Origin of the sequence: Bacillus sp. MYb78 (assembly GCF_002975115.1) — a bacterium.
GTDB classification, from domain to species: Bacteria; Bacillota; Bacilli; order Bacillales; family Bacillaceae_G; genus Bacillus_A; species Bacillus_A cereus.
This window is the reverse complement of the sequence record NZ_PCOB01000006.1, coordinates 148,156-169,089: the sequence shown is the minus strand read 5'-3', so window position 1 is coordinate 169,089 and position 20,934 is coordinate 148,156. Positions and strand designations below refer to the sequence as shown.

The following is a 20,934-nucleotide window of genomic DNA, read 5'->3' as shown; positions in this document are numbered from 1 at the left end:
TATGGCACTGTAAATAATTGATATACAAAAAAAGCTTAGCAAAATGCTAAGCTTTTATTTCGATATCTCTTGTAAGGAACCGAAGAATAAATCCGCTTCATTCATTTGTTCATTCTCTTCAGAAAGCGGCGGTAAATCATCTAATGTTTTCAATCCAAATGTGTCCAAAAATTCTTTTGTTGTTCCGTATAAAATAGGACGCCCTGGACCTTCTGCTCTTCCCATTTCTTTTATAAGTAAATGTGAAACCAACGTTTGTAACGCCTTATCGGTTTTAACTCCTCTAATCTCTTCCATTTCAGTCCTTGTGATTGGTTGACGATATGCAACAATCGCTAACGTTTCAAGGGCAGCTTGTGAGAGTGAAGCAGCTGTTGGTGTATCTATTAATTTTTGATAATATGAAGCATGTTCTTTCTTTGTAGCAAAACGATATACTTTTGCATACTGTACAATTTGCAAACCACGGTTTGCACCTTCACATTCTTGTTGCATTTCTTCTAAAATATTAATTACTTCATTCATTTCAATTTCAAGAACTTTCGCTATTTGTTCTGGATAAATCCCTTCATCACCAGAAACAAATAAAAGGCCTTCAATAATTGACTTTTGTTCTTTCCTATCCATTTCACGAGCTCCTTCCTTCTATTTTCCCATAAAAATACACATCAAAAAACCGAATCACAATCAATGCGTTCGGTTCAATATTTCTTCTCTTGTTCCAAACGATACATTAAAACATAGCATGAGATAAAGTGTTTCTATCCCAATTTCATATACTTGCTCTATGCAGATTTATTAGAGCTTGATACGAAAATTTCATCAAAATTATGTTCTTGCTCAATTATGATTTGTTGATTTTTCATAAGTTCCAGAACTGCTAAAAATGTTACAACCATTATTTCACGTTCATCATCAACAAACAAATCATGAAAACTTTGGCGACCACCCTTTATTTTTAACTGCTTTAAAATATCAGTCATTCGCTGTTCAATTGGTATTTCTTGACGAGTAATACGTGTTGTTACAGGTTTTTTTGCCTTTTTACGGCGCATTAATTTTTGAAATGCCGCTAGCATATCATATAACGTAACATCAAGAGGCAAGCTTGTCTCTTCTTCTTGTTGCAACGATGTAAAGTCAATTGGTGGACGTGTATATAGCTGTGCTCTTTCTTGTTCTCTTTCTTTTAACTCAGTAGCAACTTGCTTATATTTCTTATATTCAATTAACCTCTCCATCAATTCTTGACGAGGATCATCTATAAAATCATCACCGTTATCAAGTACATCTTCTTCATGTTTCGGCAACAACATTTTACTTTTAATTTGTAATAACGTTGCGGCCATTACTAAATACTCACTTGCAACATCTAATTGCAGTTCTTTCATCGTATGCACATAAGATAAATATTGCTCTGTAATATCTGCTACAGGAATATTATATATATCAATTTCATAACGATGTATTAAATGTAACAATAGATCTAAAGGCCCTTCAAAAGCCTCTACTTTAAAATTATATTGCACAAAGCATCCCACCACATTTTTTCTATAACAACATAAGTATAGAGCATACTCATGTTCTATCCAACCTTTTTAAGAAATTTAATTAAAAATAGACCGATGCCTATGTCATCATGCCCACCACTTCATATGATAACAGTGTAGTAAGAACAATGTAGGAGGTCAAAAAACTATGGGTCACGTTGATTGTGGTTTTAGCGGTGGGTTCGCATTACTTGTTGTACTGTTTATTTTGCTAATTATTGTAGGAGCAGCTTGCTTCTGCTAATATGAACAATAACGGCTAGGGGGAAATCTCCTAGTCGTTTATTGTTCATATTTCTATGATACACTTATATGTATAACCGTTAGATAGGGGCGAGAAAACATGTATCCTACCGAATACATACAATTTTTAATTCATTTCCAAGGAGATTACGACTATTTTGAATGCCACGAAATACTAGAAGAGTACTGGAAGACAAAACCAAGAGGAAATCGTGATCATTACTTAGTTGGTCTCATTCAAATTGCAGTTTCTTTATACCACCAAAGACGTGCTAACTGGAATGGTTCCACAAAAATGATGAAAAGCGCAATCACAATTTTAGAAAAAAGCGGTGTGTCTTTACAACGTTTAGGAATTAATCAAGTACAACTTCTTTCCTTGCTCAATGAAAGATTGCAATCTATCCATAAAAAAGAACGTTTTGTACCTTTATTTTTACCCTTATCAGATCCATTGTTAGAGAAGCAGTGCATAGAGTTATGCAAAAAACAAAACCTCTCTTGGAAAGACTTGAATGCTATTCCAAGTGAATATATTATACACAAGCACACTTTGCGTGATCGCACAGAGGTCATTACTGAACGAAACGAACAATTACAAAAAAGAAAGCAGAGATAATAAACTACTTATCCCTGCTTTCACGAATGTATATTTTGTTCTAGCCCTTTACATTTTTCACAAAAACTTGCTGTTTGCTCATTTCCGCAAATTGTAAACTCAAGAAATTTACTCTTTAACTCTTGAACCATCTTCGTTCCAATCCCCACATGACGGTGAGACGGATTTACACTTAAATGCTGAATTTCTAATACTTGATTCTCTTTTTTTATAATCCCCATTATTCCAACAAAATCTTCATTTTCTTTCCACAAGTACAATTGCCAATCATCTTTTGCTTCATATTCTTTCATTGTCAATTGTAATGTTTTCAAATCTTTTTCAGTTGGCATAAACGAAAGAAGCCCCATTGCGATTTTTTCATAACTTTTTTTAAAACGAATTAACATAACCCTTATCCCTTCTCACAAAAGTTACAAACTAGTAATCCCCTCAATCACTCTTTTCATATCACATTCATTTTACAATATTTTCAACAGAGTGAGAAGAGTCTAAAACAACTTGATAATCATACAAAGCGAAAAGAAGAAAGTCAAATCTATGTTTCAGCACTATTCCTTTAATAAATAGAGTAAAAAAAAGAAAATTTTATATAGAATGAAAAGAAACATATCATTCAACATCACTTCATTCATAGTTACCCTAAAGCAGCACAATTCTAGCAAAATTAATATAACAAAAAATATTTGTTGAAACATATAATGTAATGTATTCTATGTAATTTGTTAAAGGTTTGTTCTCACAAGCAATATATTTTAGCAACAATACTACTTGTATGATGCTGTAGAAGAAGTACTCAATCTCATTAAAAATAAAAAAGAGAGCAAAAGCTCTCTTTTCCCTTACCTTATTCTTCCCAAACTTTAACTTCTTTCATTACATCGCCTTGACGCATTTTTAATACTGTTTCAATACCGCTTGTTACTTTACCAAATACAGTATGAACGCCATCTAAATGTGGCTGTGGCTCATGAACAACAAAGAATTGGCTACCGCCTGTGTTACGGCCAGCGTGAGCCATAGAAAGTGATCCTACAAGGTGTCTATGAGGGTTTCCATCAGTTTCACATGGAATAGAGTAACCTGGACCACCAGCACCTGTACCTGTTGGGTCTCCACCTTGGCTTACGAAGCCAGGAATAACACGGTGGAATGTAACACCGTCATAAAATCCTTGCTCTGCTAATTTTTTAAAGTTTTCTACTGTTTTTGGCGCTTCTTCTGGGAAAAATTCCAATTCGATTTTTTCACCGTTTTCCATTAATATGTATCCTAAAGTTTTCATATGTATATGTCTCCTTTCAACTATCTCAGCACTATATTACCACATTCATGACTAGAAACAAAAAGAATCCGACAATCTAGATACTTCTTTTTTGAAATGCGGAAAAAGCTAGGTGACAAATAAGAAATATATACTATAATAACTTTGTTGCCCGAAAATTTTAGAAAGAGAAAGGGAGCGGTTTTTCGTGAAAACGAAATTATTAGCTCTGCTATTAGCTGTAACGGTATTTATGATGCCAACAGCTTCATTTGCAGACATCATCGAGGGAGAATCAATTGTTACACTAGGAGAGAACTTATCCGAACAACAAAAACAAGATCTGTTAAAAGAAATGAAAGCACCGAAAGATGCTACAATTATCACTGTATCTAATGCGGAAGAACATAAATTTCTAGAAGGCATTGTTCCAAAAGCACAAATTGGTACGAGAGCAATTTCTTCTTCTATGATTACATACACAAAACCAGGATCTGGTCTTATTGTACGATCAAAGAACATTAACTGGGTAACAGATGCAATGTACACTAACGCTTTGATTACAGCAGGTGTAAAAGATGCAGAAATTCAAATTACTGCACCTTTTAAAGTTTCAGGAACTGCAGCTTTAACTGGATTAATGAAAGCATATGAAACTGCGTCTAATAAACCAATTCCGGAAGAAGTTAAAAAAGTAGCGAATGAAGAAATGGTACAAACAGCCCAGCTTGGTGATAAAATTGGTGAAGAAAAAGCAGTTCAACTTGTTGCAAAAATTAAAGAAGAAATTGCAAAAGAACAGCCAAAAACAACAGAAGATTTACGTTCATTAATTAAAAAAATTGCTGATCAACTCGGCATTACATTAACAGATGAACAGTTAGATAACCTAGTAGCGTTATTTGATAAAATGAAGAATCTTAATATCGATTGGAATCAAGTTGGTAGTCAATTAAACAAAGCAAAAGAACACGTTTCTGCCTTTTTAGGATCTGAAGAAGGACAAAGTTTTCTAGATAAAGTGAAAGATTTCTTCTCAAGTATCATTGATTTTGTTAAATCTTTATTCAAGTAAAAAAGAAGCCCGCCAGTGACGGGCTTCTTTTTTATACAAGTAACGGTAATTTCATAACAGCCTCTTCAACCGAACGCACTATATGATTTGCTTTCTCCTTTACATATGGATGGGCATGATGAAGAGTAAATGAATGCGGGGTTACTTCAAACATAGAAATATCATTGAAGGAATCTCCAATACAAGCAACTTCATTTGCTTCAATTTGCAAATGGTCCATTAGTCGCTTTAGAGCACTCCCCTTACTCACGCCTCTTGGCATAATATCAACATAGCGTTTACCTGATATAAAAACTTCCGCTTCGCCTTGAAACATATCTCGTAGCTCTTGATCTAACGTCACAATTTTCTCTTCTTCTCCAAAAACAAACAATTTTGCAGGGTGTACAGTCTTACCAAACTCTTCTTCTAACGCTTCAATTTCAGCGATATGCACGCCCATATACGCTTCAAAATTATGGTGATGTTCATTTTTCCTTTTAGTATATCGTTGCTCATTTGCACAAACAATATCCGCTAGTCCTTTTTTATGTATATATCGATATATTTCCTGGGCAACCGTATTTTCAAAACTCGATTCATGAAATAAATTCCCATCTGGAAGTAACATTGTCGCTCCATTTAAGCCAGTTGTGTAATATGGGAATGAAAACCTTTTTACAACTTCATCAATTCTGTGTGTAAAGCGGCCAGAGGCAAAACAAATATTTGTCCCTTTCTCAGCTAACCAACACAGCGCACGTTCATCTTCTTTTTGCATATGATTCACATCGTAAACGAGCGTGTCATCTAAATCACTTACAAATAATTTAATCATGTCCTCTTCCCCTTCCATACACAATATCTACTCTAAGTGTACACAAAAAATGTTTGATTTTTGTTAAAAAACAATAAATTTTTACTAAAAAAAATAAACGGGTGTATAATCCCGTTTATTTTTGTCTTTTTACATTTTGAGGTCTTACAATACTTGGTCGTACTTTTAAACTAGACATCGTTGGACGGAGTAAAATTTTTGTTAACGCGCCCCAATCAAATGGTAAAAACGGCCATAAATAAGGTGTTTGTAAACTTTTTATAGACGTTAAAAATAAAATTAATATCGTCATACCAATTACAAATCCCATCTCATGGAAGAGACCTGTTAAAATAATAACAAACAATTTCCCAACCTTATTCCCTAATCCTAATTCATAACTCGGTGTTGCATATGCACCAATCATCGAAACCGCTACATACAAAATTACTTCTGGCACAAACAAACCTACATCAATTGCAATTTGACCAATTAATATGGCGGAAATCAACCCTGCTGCAGACGATAATGGGGTTGGAGTATGAATAGCAGCCATCCTTAAAAACTCAAGTCCGACCTCTGCCATTAACACCTGTAATAGGATTGGTAAATGCGTCATCTTAGTCGGTCCAATAAAAGCGAGATTTGCTGGTAAAAGAGTTGGATCAAATACAAACACTAACCAAAATGGTAATAAAAATAACGAGAATATAACACCTAAAAAGCGCACCCAGCGTAAAAATGTACCGACAGCTGGATTTTGTCTAAACTCTTCTGCGTGCTGTAAATGATGAAAATATGTTGTCGGTGTAATCATAGCACTTGGCGATGTGTCAACAAGTACTAACACATGTCCTTCTAGTAGATGATTTGCTGCTACATCTGGCCTTTCTGTATATCGAATAAGCGGGAATGGGTTATAGCTTTGCTTTACAACAAACTCTTCTACTGTTTTATCCGCCATCGTAATTCCATCTACATCAATGTTATTTAATTCTTGTTTTATAATCTTTACTAAATCTGGATTTGCAACATCTTGAACGTATGTAATACAAATATCCGTTTGTGATCTATCTCCTACTCGAACCATTTCATTTCGAAGTCGTGGATCTCGAATTCTCCTACGAATTAACGCTGTATTTACAACGATATTTTCAACAAATCCATCCCTCGCACCGCGTACTACCTTTTCGGTATCTGGTTCTGTCGGTGTTCGCCCTGGATAACTACGAACATCAATCGCGAACGCTTCCGTTTCACCTTCCACAAATATCACAATGAGCCCTGATAATACTTGGAGCATTACCTCATCCATCGTTTTCACTTTGCTTACTTGTTGATGGATTAAGCGATTCTCTAAAAGCTTCACTGTATCTTCTTCTACATCCCTTATCTCATTTGTATCCACCGCTTCTTCTAAAATAGGGATAATATAATTTGTATCACAAAGTCCGTTTACAAATAACACACCGATTTCTTTATTCAAAATTTGAAATTTACGAATGCCAACATCGTATGTAACGCCTAGTCCAACTGTCTGCTTTAAATAATTTTCATTATCACTTATGAAAGTTGATATAGGGATATCCACTTTTTTAGGCTTCGTCATAAAAACCACTCCTTTCCAAAATTAATTGAATCGCTTTTCTAGTAATAGGTGATCCCCTCTCCCATTCATCATTCCCGCACATCTTACCAATGTCACCGACTCCAACGATGACCGGAACATTCAAGTCATCTAAACAATAAATTGTATCTCCGCTAATTCTGCCAATTTCACCATCTGGAAGTCCAAATTTATCAACACCGTATTCGGTTAAATTTCCGTTCCGATCTACACTTACATCTACACGTGCCCATTCCCAATGATGCGTATTAGACGCTACCGCTAAAATACCGAGCACATCAATTTGTTTATGGGTAGCTACATATTTTAAAGCCTTTTCACCAGATCCTTCTCCAATAAATCCACTGTCATCAAACATGACAAATACAGGGTCATATGGCGTTTGCATAATAAGCTCAACAACTTTTTTCCCTGTCAATTTGGTTGGATTACTTTGTGATGCTGAAATACACCTTCCCCCAAATTCCTTTGTTAAAAGCTCAATTGTCCGCTTTGCATATTCATCTCCATCTGTGACCAAAACAACCCTTCGTCTCATTTGATTTATCCTTTCGGTTTACATATAAGTGCTATAAAAAACGAAAACAATATCGCTGCGGAAATGCCCGCAGACGTTAAACTAAACATGCCAATACCAATTCCTAAATATCCATGTTTTTCTGCTGCATGCATTGCTCCGTGCAATAGTGAATGTCCAAAACTTGTAATAGGGACTGTTGCTCCAGCACCTGCAAACTTTATTAGTTTATCGTACAATCCAAATCCATCTAAAATTGCTCCGATGACTACAAAAGTTGCCATTAAATGAGCTGGTGTTAACTTTGCGAAATCTAACAATAGTTGCCCAATTACACAAATAGCTCCACCTACAAGAAATGCATATATAAAATCCACAATTCACTCTCCTTTAACTCTCTCAAATACGACACCATGTGCAATTGTTGGAATCGTTTCTTTCTGTTGCATCATTATCGGGCTTAATAATGCGCCAGTGGCAACGACAAAAATTCGTTGTAAATTCCCTTTTTGCATCTCGTGTAATAAATGGCCATATGTGACAACTGCTGAACAAGCACAACCACTACCACCTGCAAACACTTCTTCTTGACTTGATTCATAAATCATTAATCCGCAATCATTGTATATATGTCCAAGATCGTAACCTTCCTCAAGTAAAAGTTGTTTTGCAATCGGTGTCCCAACAGCTGATAAATCACCCGTAACAATCAAATCATAGTCATCGGCACTTCTTCTTAAATCTTCAAAATGCTGTTGAATTGTATGAGCTGCTGCTGGAGCCATCGCTGCCCCCATATCCAAAGGATTTGTGATTCCTAAATCTTGCACTTTTCCGATTGTAGCCGCCGTAATTTTAATTGCACTTTTTTCATTGCTAATTAATATAGATCCTGCACCAGTCACAGTTGAATTTGCTGTCCCTGGTTTTTGCCCACCGTACTCTGTTGGATAGCGAAATTGTCTTTCAGCCGTTGCATTATGACTACTTACTGTAGCTAAGACACGATTTGCAAATCCACCGTCTATAAAAGCTGATCCAACTGCTAAAGTCTCCATAGACGTCGCACAGGCGCTAAACATTCCTAAAAAAGGAATGCCCCACTTACGCGCAACATAATTTGCTGTCACTGTTTGATTTAATAAATCTCCCGCTAAAAAGAAATCAATTTGCGATGTTTTTATATTCCCTTTTTGCACTGCTTGTTGAATTGAGTCTGACATTAATCTTCGTTCGGCGAGCTCCCAATTTTCCTCTCCACAATGCAAGTCATCATATGAAATATCAAAATCTTTTCCAAGAGGGCCCTCAGCTTCTTTCGGACCGACAGCAGTACCCGTTGCATTCACATATATATCGTTTTGAAATACCCACGTTTGTTTTCCGGTCAACCTCATACTAGCCCCTCCTTTAAGACATAAAAATTTTAAAGGTATACCTTATTAACCCAATGATATATGCACCAACAACCCCAAATACAATCACACTTCCTGCAAGTTTAAACATATTTGTCGCAATCCCTAGAACAATCCCTTCACTCTTATGTTCTAAGGCAGCGCTCGCCATAGAATTTGCAAATCCTGTTACCGGTACCGCTGATCCTGCTCCAGCAAATTGACCGATTTTATCATATACACCACATCCTGTTAAAATCGCGGATAATAAAACAAGCGTTGCAACAGTTGGGTTTCCTGCCTCTTGTTCACTGAAGTGAAAATAATGTATATAAAATTTCATCAATACTTCTCCAACTGTACAAATGAGTCCACCTACAAGAAATGCTTTGATACAATTTAGTAAATAGTTTGGCTTTGGATGATACTCCTTCACTTTATTTATGTAATCATCCTTCAACTTCTGACTTGTCATTTATATACTGCCTCCTACTTTACGAAATAAATCCAGTGAAACAACGATCCTATTACTTTCCCAAGCACAAGAGCAACGAGTAAAACAATAATCTTCCCCTCTACCCCTACTCGTTTAGCTAAAATAGGTAGAACATTTAACACCTCTGTTAATGCCGCAGCGAGCATTCCAATGAACGTACCACAAAATAGCCCTAATATAACGAGCCAATATTGCGACGTTTGAAGTGTAATGTTTTTCAAACTGCACCAAGCCCCTGTTAAAGTACCTGCAATGACTGCCCACTCAAAATATTGAATATGCTTTCCACTTCTCGTTAATTGAGCTAAACGAGGGATTATACCAAGTACAGCTAAAAATGCGACATATCCGCTACCTACCGCTATCCCTCCAGCTAAACCAATTAAAATAACAAACCCAGACTCAATCATCGGCAAGTTGTTTCATATTATCCTTGTTTTCATTAACGATTACATACTGATCAAGTGACTGTTGGTATTGAAACATCTCAACTTCTAACGGACTCGGCTCTTCATTAATTCGTTTTTGAAATACATGATTAAAGAATAGAACCATCCCTAAACCAAGACCTAAAGAATAAGGAATTTGAAATAAAAGTGGTTGTGCATTAAATTCTCCAGTAATCATGTAATATAACCGTTGATGTACTTGTTGCATACTTACATCCTCATGGAAATAAATGATTGCAAGAGCTGCTCCAATGAAAAGTAAAAGCCATACAAGCCCGAAAAAAATTGGGTGTGCCTTCTTTTTTTCGTATATAATTTCAACAAGAGTTTGTCCGGAACCGAGTAAATTAATTTGTACGTGAGATGCTTTCTGTTGAATAATCTCAATTACTTTCATAACATCAATTACAACATGCGTCTTATCATGCGCTGTTATTTTGTAAACTATCTCATTTTGTAACAACTCAACTACGGAAGAATCTCCGGCAAGTTGAGCAACATCGCCCAGCTTTACTTCATAAGTAGGAGAAACTTTTAAACGATTGCGCATTTTAATATAAATCGTTTGTTCCAACTTTCATTCACCCCTTCACTCTTCCTCGTAGTTGTAGTATGGTTATTGAATTTTTTTCTAATACAATTTTTTCATAAAAAAACATCTGCACCATTTTGGTACAGATGTTTTTTACTTATGCCTTTTTCTTAAATAAGTTTGCAATACTTAATGCAAGCCCTCCCCAAATGACTACTATTCCAATAACCATCATCATAATCGCTGATCCACTCATTATGAAACACCTCGATCTTTCCATTCTTTTTCAAGCTTGGCAGAATCCGAATGAATTTGTGCATCCCATTTTTTCAGGCCAATGATTATTGCAACTATGAGAAATGCTGCTGCTATCGACCAACCATACGTTACAACAAACTCAGTCGGATAATCTCCGTAGTTCTTTTTAATATTTTGGATTGTACCATCAATTAGCATATACCCTAACATAAGCGGAGTAATAACGAGTAAACTCACTCTCCAAAACGTTCCTAATTTAATATCAGATACAAAGTTTGCATGATTTTGATAAACTGGTAAACGGCGTAAAATGAGCCCTATCGTAACTACTTCCGCAAGTGCAATTGTAATTAATCCGAAATTATTAGCGAAATAGTCGACAACATCTAAGAACATAAGTCCACCACGTGTTGCAAAAACAAGAGAAACTAACACGAGAAGGGTTCCCATAATTCCAATAGTTTTTTCCCGACTTAAACTGAATTTTTCAGATACAGCGGCAAAGCATACTTCCGCGAGTGAAATAAGTGATGTAATTCCAGCAACCGTTAACGATAAGAAAAATAAAACACCAAACAACGGTGACATCGGCAATTCATTAATAATTTGGGGAAATACTACGAACGCAAGCCCAACGCCAGCACTTGCTACTTTATCAACCGGTACTCCCATATTATTTGCCATAAATCCAAGAGCTGCAAAGACCCCAATACCTGCTAATAATTCAAATCCTGAGTTTGCAAATCCAGTAATAAAGGCATTATTTGTTGTATCCGAGTTTTTCGGTAAATAACTAGAATACGTAATCATAATTCCAAATGCTAAAGATAAACTAAAGAATATTTGACCGTAAGCAGCAAGCCATACTTTCCCATCAAAAATACGACTCCAATCTGGTTTAAAGAATGCATCTAGTCCTTGCATAGCACCTTCCATCGTCACTGCACGAACAACGATAATAAGGAACATAACAACTAATAAAGGAATAAATATACGGTTAACAACTTCGATTCCTTTTTTAACTCCTTTAAATGCAACGCCAAGCACAATAATCCAAACGAGAGCTAACGGAATTAATACTTCTGGTACAAGTCCTCCAAATTGTCCTGGCTTATCTGCAACATGTAAGTACTCTTTAAATAAAAATGATTGCGTGTCTTTTCCCCATGCTCCAGTAATTGCAAAGTATGTATACGATATAGACCAAGCAATAATCACTGCATAATATGTTGAAACAATAAATGTTACGCACATTTGCCACCATCCAATAAATTCTGCACGCGGGCTAATACGGAAAAATGTAAGTGGTGCTGAGCCACGATGACGATGACCAAGGGCAAACTCAAACGCTAACAATGAAATACCAGTCGTTAATAATGCAAATAAATACGGTAAAAAGAATGCTCCTCCTCCATTTTCATACGCTGTATAAGGAAAACGCCATATGTTTCCTAATCCAACGGCAGATCCGACCGCTGCGAAAATAAATCCAGCTCTCGTTCCCCATTGTTGCCTCGTTTCCATGTTTCCTTCCCCCTTTATGACAAGTTCATACTTGGATTATATTTTAAATTGACTAAATTATCAATAAATTCTGTTAATTTTTGCGAAAATTAACATCTCTCTCCTATTAACGGCATAAAAAAATCGAATAGACAATTATTCGTCTATTCGATCTTTCATCTGTTTTAATATTTTCTTTTCAAGTCTTGAAACTTGTACTTGCGAAATGCCTATGCGCTCGGCTACTTCTGACTGTGTTTGATCTTTATAGTAACGCAAGTATACAATTAAGCGCTCTCGTTCATCTAGTTCTCTAATCGCTTCTTTTAAAGCAATTTTATCAAACCATTTCGTTTCAGATTGATCTGCAATTTGATCTAAAATAGTGATTGGATCTCCATCGTTTTCATATACAGTTTCATGTATAGATGAAGGCGCCCGGCTCGCTTCTTGTGCTAGAACAACTTCCTCTGGCGTTAGTTCTAGTGCCTCTGCCACTTCATTAATCGTTGGAGCCCTTCCGAATTCTTTCGAAAGCTCATCTCTCATCTTTCGAATTTTGTTTCCTGTTTCTTTTAAAGACCTACTAACTTTCACTGATCCATCATCGCGTAAGAAACGTTGTATTTCACCAATAATCATTGGAACTGCATATGTTGAAAATTTCACGTCGAAAGATAAATCAAATTTATCTACCGATTTCAAGAGCCCAATACATCCAATTTGAAATAGGTCGTCTGGTTCGTATCCTCGATTAAGAAACCGCTGTACAACCGACCAAACGAGGCGCATATTACTTTGAACGATTGTATCTCTCGCTTGTTGATCTCCATCTTGACTTTTTTGAATTAACGCTTTTAGCTCGTGGTCCTTTAACTGAGGTTTCTTCTTCTCATTTTTGACCTCTATGTCCATAGGCTATTCTCCTTAATTGCATAGAGCGTTACTATTTGATAAGTATTTTGTCAAATGGATTGTTGTCCCGAAAGATTCGTTTGAAATAACTTCTACTTCATCCATAAAATTTTCCATGATAGTAAATCCCATTCCGGAACGCTCTAATTCAGGTTTAGTTGTAAAAAGGGGTTGTCTCGCTTCATCTAAGTTAAAGATTCCAATCCCTTCATCTCGAATCGTGAGTTTCACCATTGCTTCTTCCAAAATTACAGAAATATAAACAATACCTTCTGCATTTCCTTCGTATCCATGAATAATTGCATTTGTAACCGCTTCTGACACAACTGTTTTAATCTCCGTTAATTCTTCCATCGTTGGATCTAGTTGTGCAATGAAAGCCGCCACTGTAACGCGAGCGAATGATTCATTTTGACTTAATGCTGAAAATTGAAGGTTCATTTCATTTCTCATCTATGCCACCCCCAACGTCGCGAGCGCGTGCGCTTCACTTTCTTCTAAGCGAACGATTTTGAATAAGCCCGACATTTCAAATAAACGCTTAACAGGCGGTGAAATTGCACAAACAACCATTTCTCCACCTAATCCCTTTACGTGTTTATATCGGCCTAATATAACACCTAGACCAGAACTATCCATAAACGATAAGTTCTCTAGGCTCAAAACAATATGATGAACACCATGTGTCTCAATCATATCTGTTACTTTCGTTCGCAACTCTTCAGCCGTATGATGATCTAATTCACCCTCTAGTCTCACACATAGGACGTCACGTTTTACTTCTAATTGCATGGAAAGACTCACACGATTTCCTCCTTATGCTCAAACTTTACTTATTCACATACATAAAGATTTTCGTGATATAAAATAAGAATCCTTCCTGCTGACAAAAGAAGAACTATTTCGTCATAAAGTGAAACCTTTCAGCATTATTCACTTACATACGAATAGAAAAGCGGCAAAATATTTGCCGCTATTTTGATGTTGAAAACATCCCAAAACTTCTTTTAAATAACTCCCACCAGCTCGCTGCAGCAACATCTTCTTTTGCTATAATTGTTTGTTTTAATAAAACATCTTTATCTTTTTTTATAACAAGGGTGCCAAGCGCGTCACCTTTTTTAATCGGTGCTTTTACTTTCTTTTCAGCAATTACTTCTTGTTTTACCTTGTCCATATTCTCGCCCTTCTTCATAAGAAGAGAAACATTATCTGACGCAACTAAATCTACTTTTTCTTTTTTCCCTTTTCCTACTTGAACTGTCTTAATTTTTTCGCCGCGCGTATACAATTTCTTTGTCATATATTGTCCAAATGCATAGTCAAGAAGCTTTGTCACTTGGTTGTTCCGTTCTTTTGATGTTGGTGCTCCCATGACAACTGAAATGACACGCATACCATTTTTTTCAGCCGATGCTGTTAAACAATATTTCGCTTCTGTCGTAAAACCTGTTTTTACTCCATCTACGCCAGGATAAAAACGTACTAGTTTATTCGTATTAACGAGCCAAAACTTTTTATCCGTATCTTCACGTAAATAATCTTCGTACTTACCTGTGTATTTACGAATAAGTGGATACTTCATCAATTCTCTCGCCATTATAGCCATATCATTTGCTGTCGAATAATGGTCTTTGGCCGGAAGACCTGTTGGATTTTGAAAATGTGTATTTTTCAGCCCTAAATCTTTCGCCTTTTTGTTCATCATATTTACAAATCCTTCTTCTGAACCTGCGATGTGCTCGGCTACTGCAACAGATGCGTCATTTCCAGATGCAATTGCAATACCCTTTAACATCTCATTTACAGTCATCTCTTCCCCAGGTTCTAAAAAGATTTGCGATCCACCCATTGAAGCTGCATGTTCGCTTGCTCTAACTTTATCGGTCAGTTTTAGTTTTCCTTTTTCAACTTGTTCCATAATTAAAAGCATTGTCATAATCTTTGTCATACTAGCAGGTGGTAATTTTTCATTTGGGTTTTTATCAAATAAAACTTTACCTGTATCTTGCTCAATTACGATTGCTGACGACGCTTGTTCCGCTAACTTCGGCGTTGTTTCTTCTGTTTTCTCCTGCTTCGTTTTTTCAGATTGCGCAAAACTCACTGAAGTTCCAGAAAGCAATAACATGAAACAAACAAGTATTCCAAAAACTCGCTTCATGACTAACCCTCCATTCTATATCAGACCTATTTTTTCCAATTCTCCTTTTTTTAATACCAATTTTTTCTATTATTTTCAGTTGACAAATACATTCGTCCCCTATATTGTATTAAGTGTATTACACGCAGTAGTACACTTAATACATATGAGGAAGGAGACATTGCTCTTGCATATTCAACTTGACCCAAGAAGCAACACTCCGATATGGGAACAAATTGTTCAAAATATAAAAGAACTCGTATTGAAAAACATGTTGGCTCCAAGTGATAAACTTCCTTCTGTACGCGAACTCGCTTCTTTACTCGTTATAAATCCAAATACAGTGAGTAAAGCGTATCAAGAGTTAGAGCGACAAGGAATTATTGAAACGTTACGAGGAAAAGGAACATTTGTATCCCAATCGATTACCCCAACATTAGACGAAAGGAAAATCGCTATGGTTGAAAAGCAATTTCATCAATTACTATTAGAAGCCTCTTATCTTGGTATTACGAAAGATAAAATTCATGATTGGATAGATTCATACTATAAAGAGATTGGAGGGAATACGGATGTTGAAAGTGACAAGCTTGAAGAAAACAATTGATAATCAAACAATTTTAGACGATGTTTCTTTCACATTACAAAGAGGTAGTATCATCGGATTACTTGGAAGAAATGGTGCGGGGAAAACAACTTTATTACGAACGATAGTCGGCATTTTAGACCCAGATGAGGGAACTGTTACATATGAGGATATCGACATTCATAAGAATCCTGAAACGAAACAAAAAATCGTATATGTCCCGGATTCTACTAACATACTGAACGGTTATACAGTAAAAGAAATCGTGAAGTTTTATAAAGCAGTTTATACAGCATTTGATGAACCATATTTCTACGAACTACTAGAACGTTTCAACTTACCAAACAAACGAATTCGAAGTTATTCAAAAGGAATGAAGGCACTGCTTGCCATCATTTTAGCTGTTGCTGCACAGGCAGAATATATTATTTTAGATGAACCAACAAACGGACTTGATCCTATCGTTAAAAGACAGATTTTACAGTTTCTCGTTGGAGAAGTTGCAGAAAAAGAGATTACCATTTTCATATCTACCCATCATTTAGATGAAGTTGAACAAATTGCAGATACAATCATCATATTAAAAGGACATACCGTATCTTCTATTACATCGCTAGACGATGCAAAATCACAATTTGCTAAAATCCAAGTAGCTTATGAACGTTCACTACCTCAAAAACTAGAAAACTTAAGCAATATTAAAATATTAAATCAAACGGGAAAAGTATATACGATTTTAATTGAAGGAAATGTAGCTGTAACGCTTGAGAAGTTTTATAAAGAGCAACCTATACTCATTGAAGAATTAACAATGTCACTTGAAGATGTCTTCGTTACGACACTGGAGGAGGATGGGTATGTTTCATAAGGCGTTGTGGATGTGGAATTGGAAGCGCGGGAAATATGCTGTGTTACTTTTTCTCTTCAGTTCACTTTATTTTTTATCTTTCGAATACTATCAAGCAGCAGAAACTCAACAGTCTCTCTTTCTCCATCCAGAAAAAATAGGTGAAGAAAAGTTCTACTATCATTATTCTTTTCATTCTTCTAATAGCTTTTGGTTAGGTATTATTACAATTATCCTATCCTGTATATTAATTGGCTGGGAGCGAAGTAATCAAAATGGAGATTCACTTATGACATTTCCATTTAAAAGACGTGATATGTTCTTATCGAAGTGGGTTTTTGGTGGATTTTTCATTGTACTATCATTTCTAATCAATTGGGGTCTTATGTATTTTATTTATAAATCTACGATTCACTTTGAATATCAATCTTTCGAACCGTTTCATCGATATTTCTTGTATGCAATTTTCACATATATCGCTATCTATACTGTCTCTTTATGTATAGGTACATTTACTGGCAGTATTATTTCACAAAGCATCTTCAGCATTACTTTTTGCATAATGGGAATGGGAATCTTTTCACTCTTACTCCTTTTCTTTACAGCTCATGCTGAAGCAATACACGAAAATAAAAGTTATACAAGTTTCGAAAACGTTTATAAATTCAATAAAAAAACCAACATTTCAAGCGCTATATTAGACTTTTCAATTAGTTATAATTACCACCCTACTGCCCAATCAGATGAAGATCATGGAAAAGTAATACAAAGGGGACCTACTTTTCATAGTTATTACTCTGCAAAAATAATACTTGTTCCTATCTTCTATACAATTTTCAGTTTGCTTATTGGGATGTTTCTCTATGCAAGGTCACCTAATGAACATAATAAGAAAATTTTCCTTTTTCCAAAATACAACTCACTCTGGATGTGGTGTACTACCTTTTATTTTGCATTAATAGGTGGGCAAATGTTAAAACGTTTTGATTTATTATTTAGTTACTATGTTGGATTCTTTTTATTTGGAATCGTCACTTATTTTATATTATCACGTCTTACAAACTATAAAGTTTTTTAAAGGAGAGATCCTATGTTTCAAAAAGCATTATGGGTGCATACCTACAAACAAAGTAAATATATTGTTTGGCTACTTTGGTTAGTAAGTTTTTATGTACTATCATATAAATACTATTTAGCAGCTGCCGAGCAATTAAAATATTTTCATGAACATAATGAATGGAAATATATATACCGATACTATTATCAACTTTCACTTCCCGATGCTATCATGGTTCAAGGAGGACTCCTTATTATATTAGCCTGCATTCTTATTGGATGGGAACGTCAAAATCAATCAAGTGACATTTTATGGTCTATGCCATTTAAACGAAAACATCTCTTCATAACGAAATGGCTTTTTGGTGTGTGTAATATTGTAGCTATCGTTATACTAAATTGGGGACTTTTTGCTATTATGAAAAAGACAACCTTTCATAATAAGTATCAAATATTTTCACCATTTCATACTTACTTCTTGTACATGGTTATCATCTTAATTGCTATCTATACACTTGCATTATGCATAGGAACAATTGCTGGTAATATGATTTCACAAGGATTCTTCAGTGTTGCTATACTTGGATTCCCTTTTATTTTGCCGACTCTAATTGCCGGAGCTATTTCTATTCATACGGTTGGACTTACTTCCAATCATACCGTCTATACGGAGGAAAATGTAGATCGTTACGGTTCAGTAATAGAAAAAATGAGTATTTTAGCGCCCGTTCGTGGATTCAATATTAATTTTAATTACGATCCTCAACGTGCTTATACTGATCAACAAGGCGTACGTCATGATGAACCTAATTTTACGTATATTCCTTCAGCAACAAAACTTACCGGTCCAATTGCAAATATACTTATTCTATTCCCTTTAGGAATGTACTTATATACAAGATCACCTAATGAACAAAACGGAAACTTTCTATTATATCCGAAGCTTAAAACACTATGTATGATATGTTGTGTAATCTTTATTGGAATGTTTGGAGGAATGGCAGCGGGCGGAAGTCGTTCTATCTTAAATTATTATATTGGTTTTATAGGGACCAGTACGATAGTCTACCTACTATTATCTCGCTTATTAAAATTTAAATTTTCTTGGCGTGTGAAATAACCTCCTCTTAAAGAGGAGGTTATTTTACATTCTCTCTCCTATCCCCATACACCATCTCTTCTTTCATCCCAAATCCATCACCATTTTGCACAATTTGCTCTGTCGGTGCAACTACACTTTCGGCAATTTTCCATTCCCCACGCTCTTTTACGAATACTTGTAGAAAATAGTTCATGCCATCTAATTGATATGCATTTTCTTTTTTCACATTATAGTGAATCGCAATGTAGTACACTTGAATGTTTTCTTTCCCTATTTTTGATACGTATTGCGATAGTCTCGGTATATAAAGTGCTGCTTTCTGAAAAGATAGTTGCTTCGCTTTAACAAGCGATGAACTTGTTACATTACGTAATGTGTCCCGATTACGAATATTATCGCTATGGTGGAATAATACTGCGTTTTGCATAGAACGAACCCATAATTTCGAATATAAGACTGTATTATCGTTTTCGATGTACTTCACTTCTTTTCGCACCACTTGGATAGGCGTATCTGCGTACGTGAATGTTTGAAAACAGAAAAAACTACCAAATAAAATGGTAAGTGCAGCAATATATTTCATAATCTTTCCTCCGATCTTTTAATTAAAGTATCGGAGTTTCAAAATATTTTTATTCAAAAGAAAAAGGATAGGAGTGCTTTCGCTTCCTATCCTCATTTATTATAATACGCGGCCAAATAGTTCTAAGACCATTTCTATTTCTTGGTCGCTCCAACCTTTAAATCTCTCTTTATAATATTCTTTACGCACAGCTTCAAGTTTTTCAGTTACTTCTCTTCCGTGCTCTGTAATTTCTAAGTACACGATTCGACGATCTGAATTAGAACGTTTTCTTTCTACTAATCCTTTTCGTACGAGACGATCTGTAACAGCTGTAATATGACTGGAGGTTACGTTTACTTCACTCGCAATTTGCGAAGCCATCTGTGGACTGTTTAAAAATAACGCACGTAATACAGAAAATTCATTATATGGCATATGTTCTGCAAAACGTGTATTAATATCATTTTGTAATAAACGTATCATTTTTCGAAATGATGCAGATAAATCTAAAATCAGCGTTTCTCTTTTTTCGTTCAATAGCCTCGTCCCTTTTTTATCATATTTACACATATTATAATCTATAAATACCTATGTTGTATATGCTTTCTTTCCTCAACATTCTCATTTATGTAACTTTTTTCATATAAATTTCTTTTTTGTTCACACATATACATATAAAAAGGATGGTGATGGAAAATGCAGGGTGGAATGAATCCTTATTTACACAACGTACGCACTGCTAATACTGGTAAAGAAGCTACTATTACTGTACAAGGAGAAGGTGTTGTAAAAGCAAAACCGAATGTTGTTATATTAACACTCGGCATTCGAACAGATGATAAAAATGTAAAACAGGCTCAAGAAGAAAATGCAGTGCAATCCAAACAATTGCTGGATGCACTTAAACAGCTTGGTATTGCCGATAAAGATATAGAGACGATTTCTTATACAATTACTCCTCAATACGAATATGTAAATGATAAAGCATTGCTACAAGGATACCGTGTAGAGCATTTGTATGAAATTACCGTTTTAAATGTACAAAAAGCTGGGGAAGTATATGATATAGCCGTTTCAAATGGCGTAAATGTAGCAAAAGGGTTACGTTTCCGAGTATCTCATCCAAATAAATATTATGAGCAAGCTCTCATTCAAGCTCTGCACCAGGCAGTAGAAAAAGCTCGTGCTATTGCGAGTACATATAATTTAAATATTAATCCCGTTCCCCTCTCATTCGTTGAAGAATCTGCCCAATTACCAAGGGAGGTTACGTCTTATGCTACTTTACATGCGCAAGCAGCTCCACCCATTCAATCGGGAGAGTTAGAAATTATTTCAACAATACGGGCAATTTTTACGTATTTATAAATAATTTCATTTATAAGTAAACGTTATCA

The 20,934-nt window shown here is 35.4% G+C and carries 28 protein-coding genes; 8 read left to right on the top strand and 20 right to left on the bottom strand.

Annotated elements, in window-relative coordinates; genetic code table 11:
- Positions 1 to 54: 54 nt before the first annotated feature.
- Positions 55 to 627 (bottom strand): segregation/condensation protein ScpB, encoded by a 573-nt coding sequence (scpB, locus tag CQ064_RS14965; RefSeq protein ID WP_000375171.1) that lies wholly within the window; start codon positions 625 to 627, stop codon positions 55 to 57.
- 158 nt (positions 628 to 785) lie between these two features.
- On the bottom strand, positions 786 to 1,529 hold the full coding sequence (gene scpA, locus CQ064_RS14955; protein ID WP_001199751.1) for a segregation/condensation protein A: 744 nt from the start codon (positions 1,527 to 1,529) through the stop codon (positions 786 to 788).
- A gap of 169 nt (positions 1,530 to 1,698) precedes the next feature.
- Between scpA and CQ064_RS14950 the strand changes: the two genes are divergently transcribed.
- Entirely contained in the window at positions 1,699 to 1,794 is a 96-nt protein-coding gene (locus tag CQ064_RS14950) for a YjcZ family sporulation protein (protein ID WP_000510194.1), read from the top strand.
- A gap of 99 nt (positions 1,795 to 1,893) precedes the next feature.
- Positions 1,894 to 2,412: a DUF309 domain-containing protein gene (locus CQ064_RS14945; protein ID WP_000283610.1), complete on the top strand. Its 519-nt coding sequence runs from the start codon at positions 1,894 to 1,896 to the stop codon at positions 2,410 to 2,412.
- A gap of 20 nt (positions 2,413 to 2,432) precedes the next feature.
- Here CQ064_RS14945 and ribT read toward each other — a convergent pair whose 3' ends face one another.
- Together ribT and CQ064_RS14935 are read right to left on the bottom strand one after the other, a co-directional pair.
- Positions 2,433 to 2,801, bottom strand: coding sequence for a GNAT family N-acetyltransferase RibT (gene ribT / locus CQ064_RS14940; RefSeq protein ID WP_000908395.1), 369 nt, complete (start codon positions 2,799 to 2,801; stop codon positions 2,433 to 2,435).
- Positions 2,802 to 3,259: 458 nt separating this feature from the next.
- The gene (locus CQ064_RS14935; RefSeq protein ID WP_000853790.1) at positions 3,260 to 3,697 is read right to left on the bottom strand and encodes a peptidylprolyl isomerase; all 438 of its coding nucleotides are present in this window, start codon (positions 3,695 to 3,697) and stop codon (positions 3,260 to 3,262) included.
- A gap of 187 nt (positions 3,698 to 3,884) precedes the next feature.
- Here CQ064_RS14935 and CQ064_RS14930 point away from each other — a divergent pair, with 187 nt between their 5' ends.
- A complete protein-coding gene (locus CQ064_RS14930; RefSeq protein WP_000850513.1) occupies positions 3,885 to 4,751 on the top strand; it encodes a DUF1002 domain-containing protein in 867 nt (288 codons plus the stop codon).
- 31 nt (positions 4,752 to 4,782) lie between these two features.
- Here the strand turns inward: CQ064_RS14930 and CQ064_RS14925 are convergent, their stop codons facing one another.
- The 14 genes from CQ064_RS14925 to dacF all read right to left on the bottom strand — a co-directional run bounded on the left by CQ064_RS14925 (position 4,783) and on the right by dacF (position 15,402).
- Entirely contained in the window at positions 4,783 to 5,586 is an 804-nt protein-coding gene (locus CQ064_RS14925; RefSeq protein WP_003271593.1) for a Cof-type HAD-IIB family hydrolase, read from the bottom strand.
- A 97-nt stretch (positions 5,587 to 5,683) separates the two neighbouring features.
- A complete protein-coding gene (spoVAF, locus tag CQ064_RS14920) occupies positions 5,684 to 7,156 on the bottom strand; it encodes a spore germination protein SpoVAF (RefSeq protein ID WP_000165595.1) in 1,473 nt (490 codons plus the stop codon).
- Positions 7,143 to 7,712, bottom strand: a complete 570-nt coding sequence (gene spoVAEA / locus CQ064_RS14915) for a stage V sporulation protein SpoVABEA (RefSeq protein WP_001254416.1) — start codon at positions 7,710 to 7,712, stop codon at positions 7,143 to 7,145. Before spoVAEA ends, spoVAF begins: the two co-directional genes overlap by 14 nt.
- Positions 7,713 to 7,717: 5 nt before the next feature.
- Positions 7,718 to 8,068, bottom strand: coding sequence for a stage V sporulation protein AE (gene spoVAE, locus CQ064_RS14910; RefSeq protein ID WP_000345907.1), 351 nt, complete (start codon positions 8,066 to 8,068; stop codon positions 7,718 to 7,720).
- Between the two features lie 3 nt (positions 8,069 to 8,071).
- Positions 8,072 to 9,088: a stage V sporulation protein AD gene (spoVAD, locus tag CQ064_RS14905; protein WP_001241138.1), complete on the bottom strand. Its 1,017-nt coding sequence runs from the start codon at positions 9,086 to 9,088 to the stop codon at positions 8,072 to 8,074.
- A 13-nt stretch (positions 9,089 to 9,101) separates the two neighbouring features.
- Positions 9,102 to 9,560, bottom strand: coding sequence for a stage V sporulation protein AC (gene spoVAC, locus CQ064_RS14900; protein ID WP_000203808.1), 459 nt, complete (start codon positions 9,558 to 9,560; stop codon positions 9,102 to 9,104).
- A 14-nt stretch (positions 9,561 to 9,574) separates the two neighbouring features.
- Positions 9,575 to 9,991, bottom strand: coding sequence for a stage V sporulation protein SpoVAB (gene spoVAB, locus CQ064_RS14895; protein ID WP_000572941.1), 417 nt, complete (start codon positions 9,989 to 9,991; stop codon positions 9,575 to 9,577).
- Entirely contained in the window at positions 9,984 to 10,604 is a 621-nt protein-coding gene (locus CQ064_RS14890) for a stage V sporulation protein AA (RefSeq protein ID WP_000438367.1), read from the bottom strand. The genes spoVAB and CQ064_RS14890 overlap by 8 nt, the downstream gene beginning before the upstream one ends.
- Before the next feature lie 115 nt (positions 10,605 to 10,719).
- A complete protein-coding gene (locus tag CQ064_RS14885; protein ID WP_000016826.1) occupies positions 10,720 to 10,818 on the bottom strand; it encodes a methionine/alanine import family NSS transporter small subunit in 99 nt (32 codons plus the stop codon).
- Positions 10,818 to 12,344: a sodium-dependent transporter gene (locus CQ064_RS14880; protein ID WP_000450088.1), complete on the bottom strand. Its 1,527-nt coding sequence runs from the start codon at positions 12,342 to 12,344 to the stop codon at positions 10,818 to 10,820. The genes CQ064_RS14885 and CQ064_RS14880 overlap by 1 nt, the downstream gene beginning before the upstream one ends.
- A 135-nt stretch (positions 12,345 to 12,479) precedes the next feature.
- Complete coding sequence (gene sigF / locus CQ064_RS14875) at positions 12,480 to 13,238, bottom strand: RNA polymerase sporulation sigma factor SigF (RefSeq protein ID WP_000350729.1); 759 nt, start codon at positions 13,236 to 13,238, stop codon at positions 12,480 to 12,482.
- 12 nt (positions 13,239 to 13,250) lie between these two features.
- Positions 13,251 to 13,691 (bottom strand): anti-sigma F factor, encoded by a 441-nt coding sequence (gene spoIIAB, locus CQ064_RS14870; protein ID WP_001243398.1) that lies wholly within the window; start codon positions 13,689 to 13,691, stop codon positions 13,251 to 13,253.
- Entirely contained in the window at positions 13,692 to 14,042 is a 351-nt protein-coding gene (gene spoIIAA / locus CQ064_RS14865; RefSeq protein WP_000059135.1) for an anti-sigma F factor antagonist, read from the bottom strand.
- Between the two features lie 169 nt (positions 14,043 to 14,211).
- Positions 14,212 to 15,402, bottom strand: coding sequence for a serine-type D-Ala-D-Ala carboxypeptidase DacF (gene dacF / locus CQ064_RS14860; RefSeq protein WP_000831997.1), 1,191 nt, complete (start codon positions 15,400 to 15,402; stop codon positions 14,212 to 14,214).
- Between the two features lie 166 nt (positions 15,403 to 15,568).
- Here dacF and CQ064_RS14850 point away from each other — a divergent pair, with 166 nt between their 5' ends.
- The 4 genes from CQ064_RS14850 to CQ064_RS14835 are packed head-to-tail and all read left to right on the top strand — an operon-like array spanning position 15,569 to position 18,990.
- On the top strand, positions 15,569 to 15,988 hold the full coding sequence (locus tag CQ064_RS14850) for a GntR family transcriptional regulator (protein WP_000548027.1): 420 nt from the start codon (positions 15,569 to 15,571) through the stop codon (positions 15,986 to 15,988).
- A complete protein-coding gene (locus CQ064_RS14845; RefSeq protein ID WP_000922138.1) occupies positions 15,954 to 16,835 on the top strand; it encodes an ABC transporter ATP-binding protein in 882 nt (293 codons plus the stop codon). Before CQ064_RS14850 ends, CQ064_RS14845 begins: the two co-directional genes overlap by 35 nt.
- Positions 16,825 to 17,892, top strand: a complete 1,068-nt coding sequence (locus tag CQ064_RS14840; protein ID WP_000468556.1) for an ABC transporter permease — start codon at positions 16,825 to 16,827, stop codon at positions 17,890 to 17,892. The genes CQ064_RS14845 and CQ064_RS14840 overlap by 11 nt, the downstream gene beginning before the upstream one ends.
- Positions 17,893 to 17,904: 12 nt before the next feature.
- Entirely contained in the window at positions 17,905 to 18,990 is a 1,086-nt protein-coding gene (locus tag CQ064_RS14835; protein ID WP_000486564.1) for an ABC-2 transporter permease, read from the top strand.
- Between the two features lie 19 nt (positions 18,991 to 19,009).
- Here the strand turns inward: CQ064_RS14835 and CQ064_RS14830 are convergent, their stop codons facing one another.
- Together CQ064_RS14830 and CQ064_RS14825 are read right to left on the bottom strand one after the other, a co-directional pair.
- Positions 19,010 to 19,555 (bottom strand): hypothetical protein, encoded by a 546-nt coding sequence (locus CQ064_RS14830; protein ID WP_000873787.1) that lies wholly within the window; start codon positions 19,553 to 19,555, stop codon positions 19,010 to 19,012.
- 99 nt (positions 19,556 to 19,654) lie between these two features.
- Complete coding sequence (locus tag CQ064_RS14825) at positions 19,655 to 20,074, bottom strand: MarR family winged helix-turn-helix transcriptional regulator (RefSeq protein ID WP_001003307.1); 420 nt, start codon at positions 20,072 to 20,074, stop codon at positions 19,655 to 19,657.
- Positions 20,075 to 20,233: 159 nt separating this feature from the next.
- Here CQ064_RS14825 and CQ064_RS14820 point away from each other — a divergent pair, with 159 nt between their 5' ends.
- Positions 20,234 to 20,905, top strand: coding sequence for an SIMPL domain-containing protein (locus CQ064_RS14820; protein ID WP_001161450.1), 672 nt, complete (start codon positions 20,234 to 20,236; stop codon positions 20,903 to 20,905).
- The last annotated feature ends 29 nt before the right edge of the window (positions 20,906 to 20,934 follow it).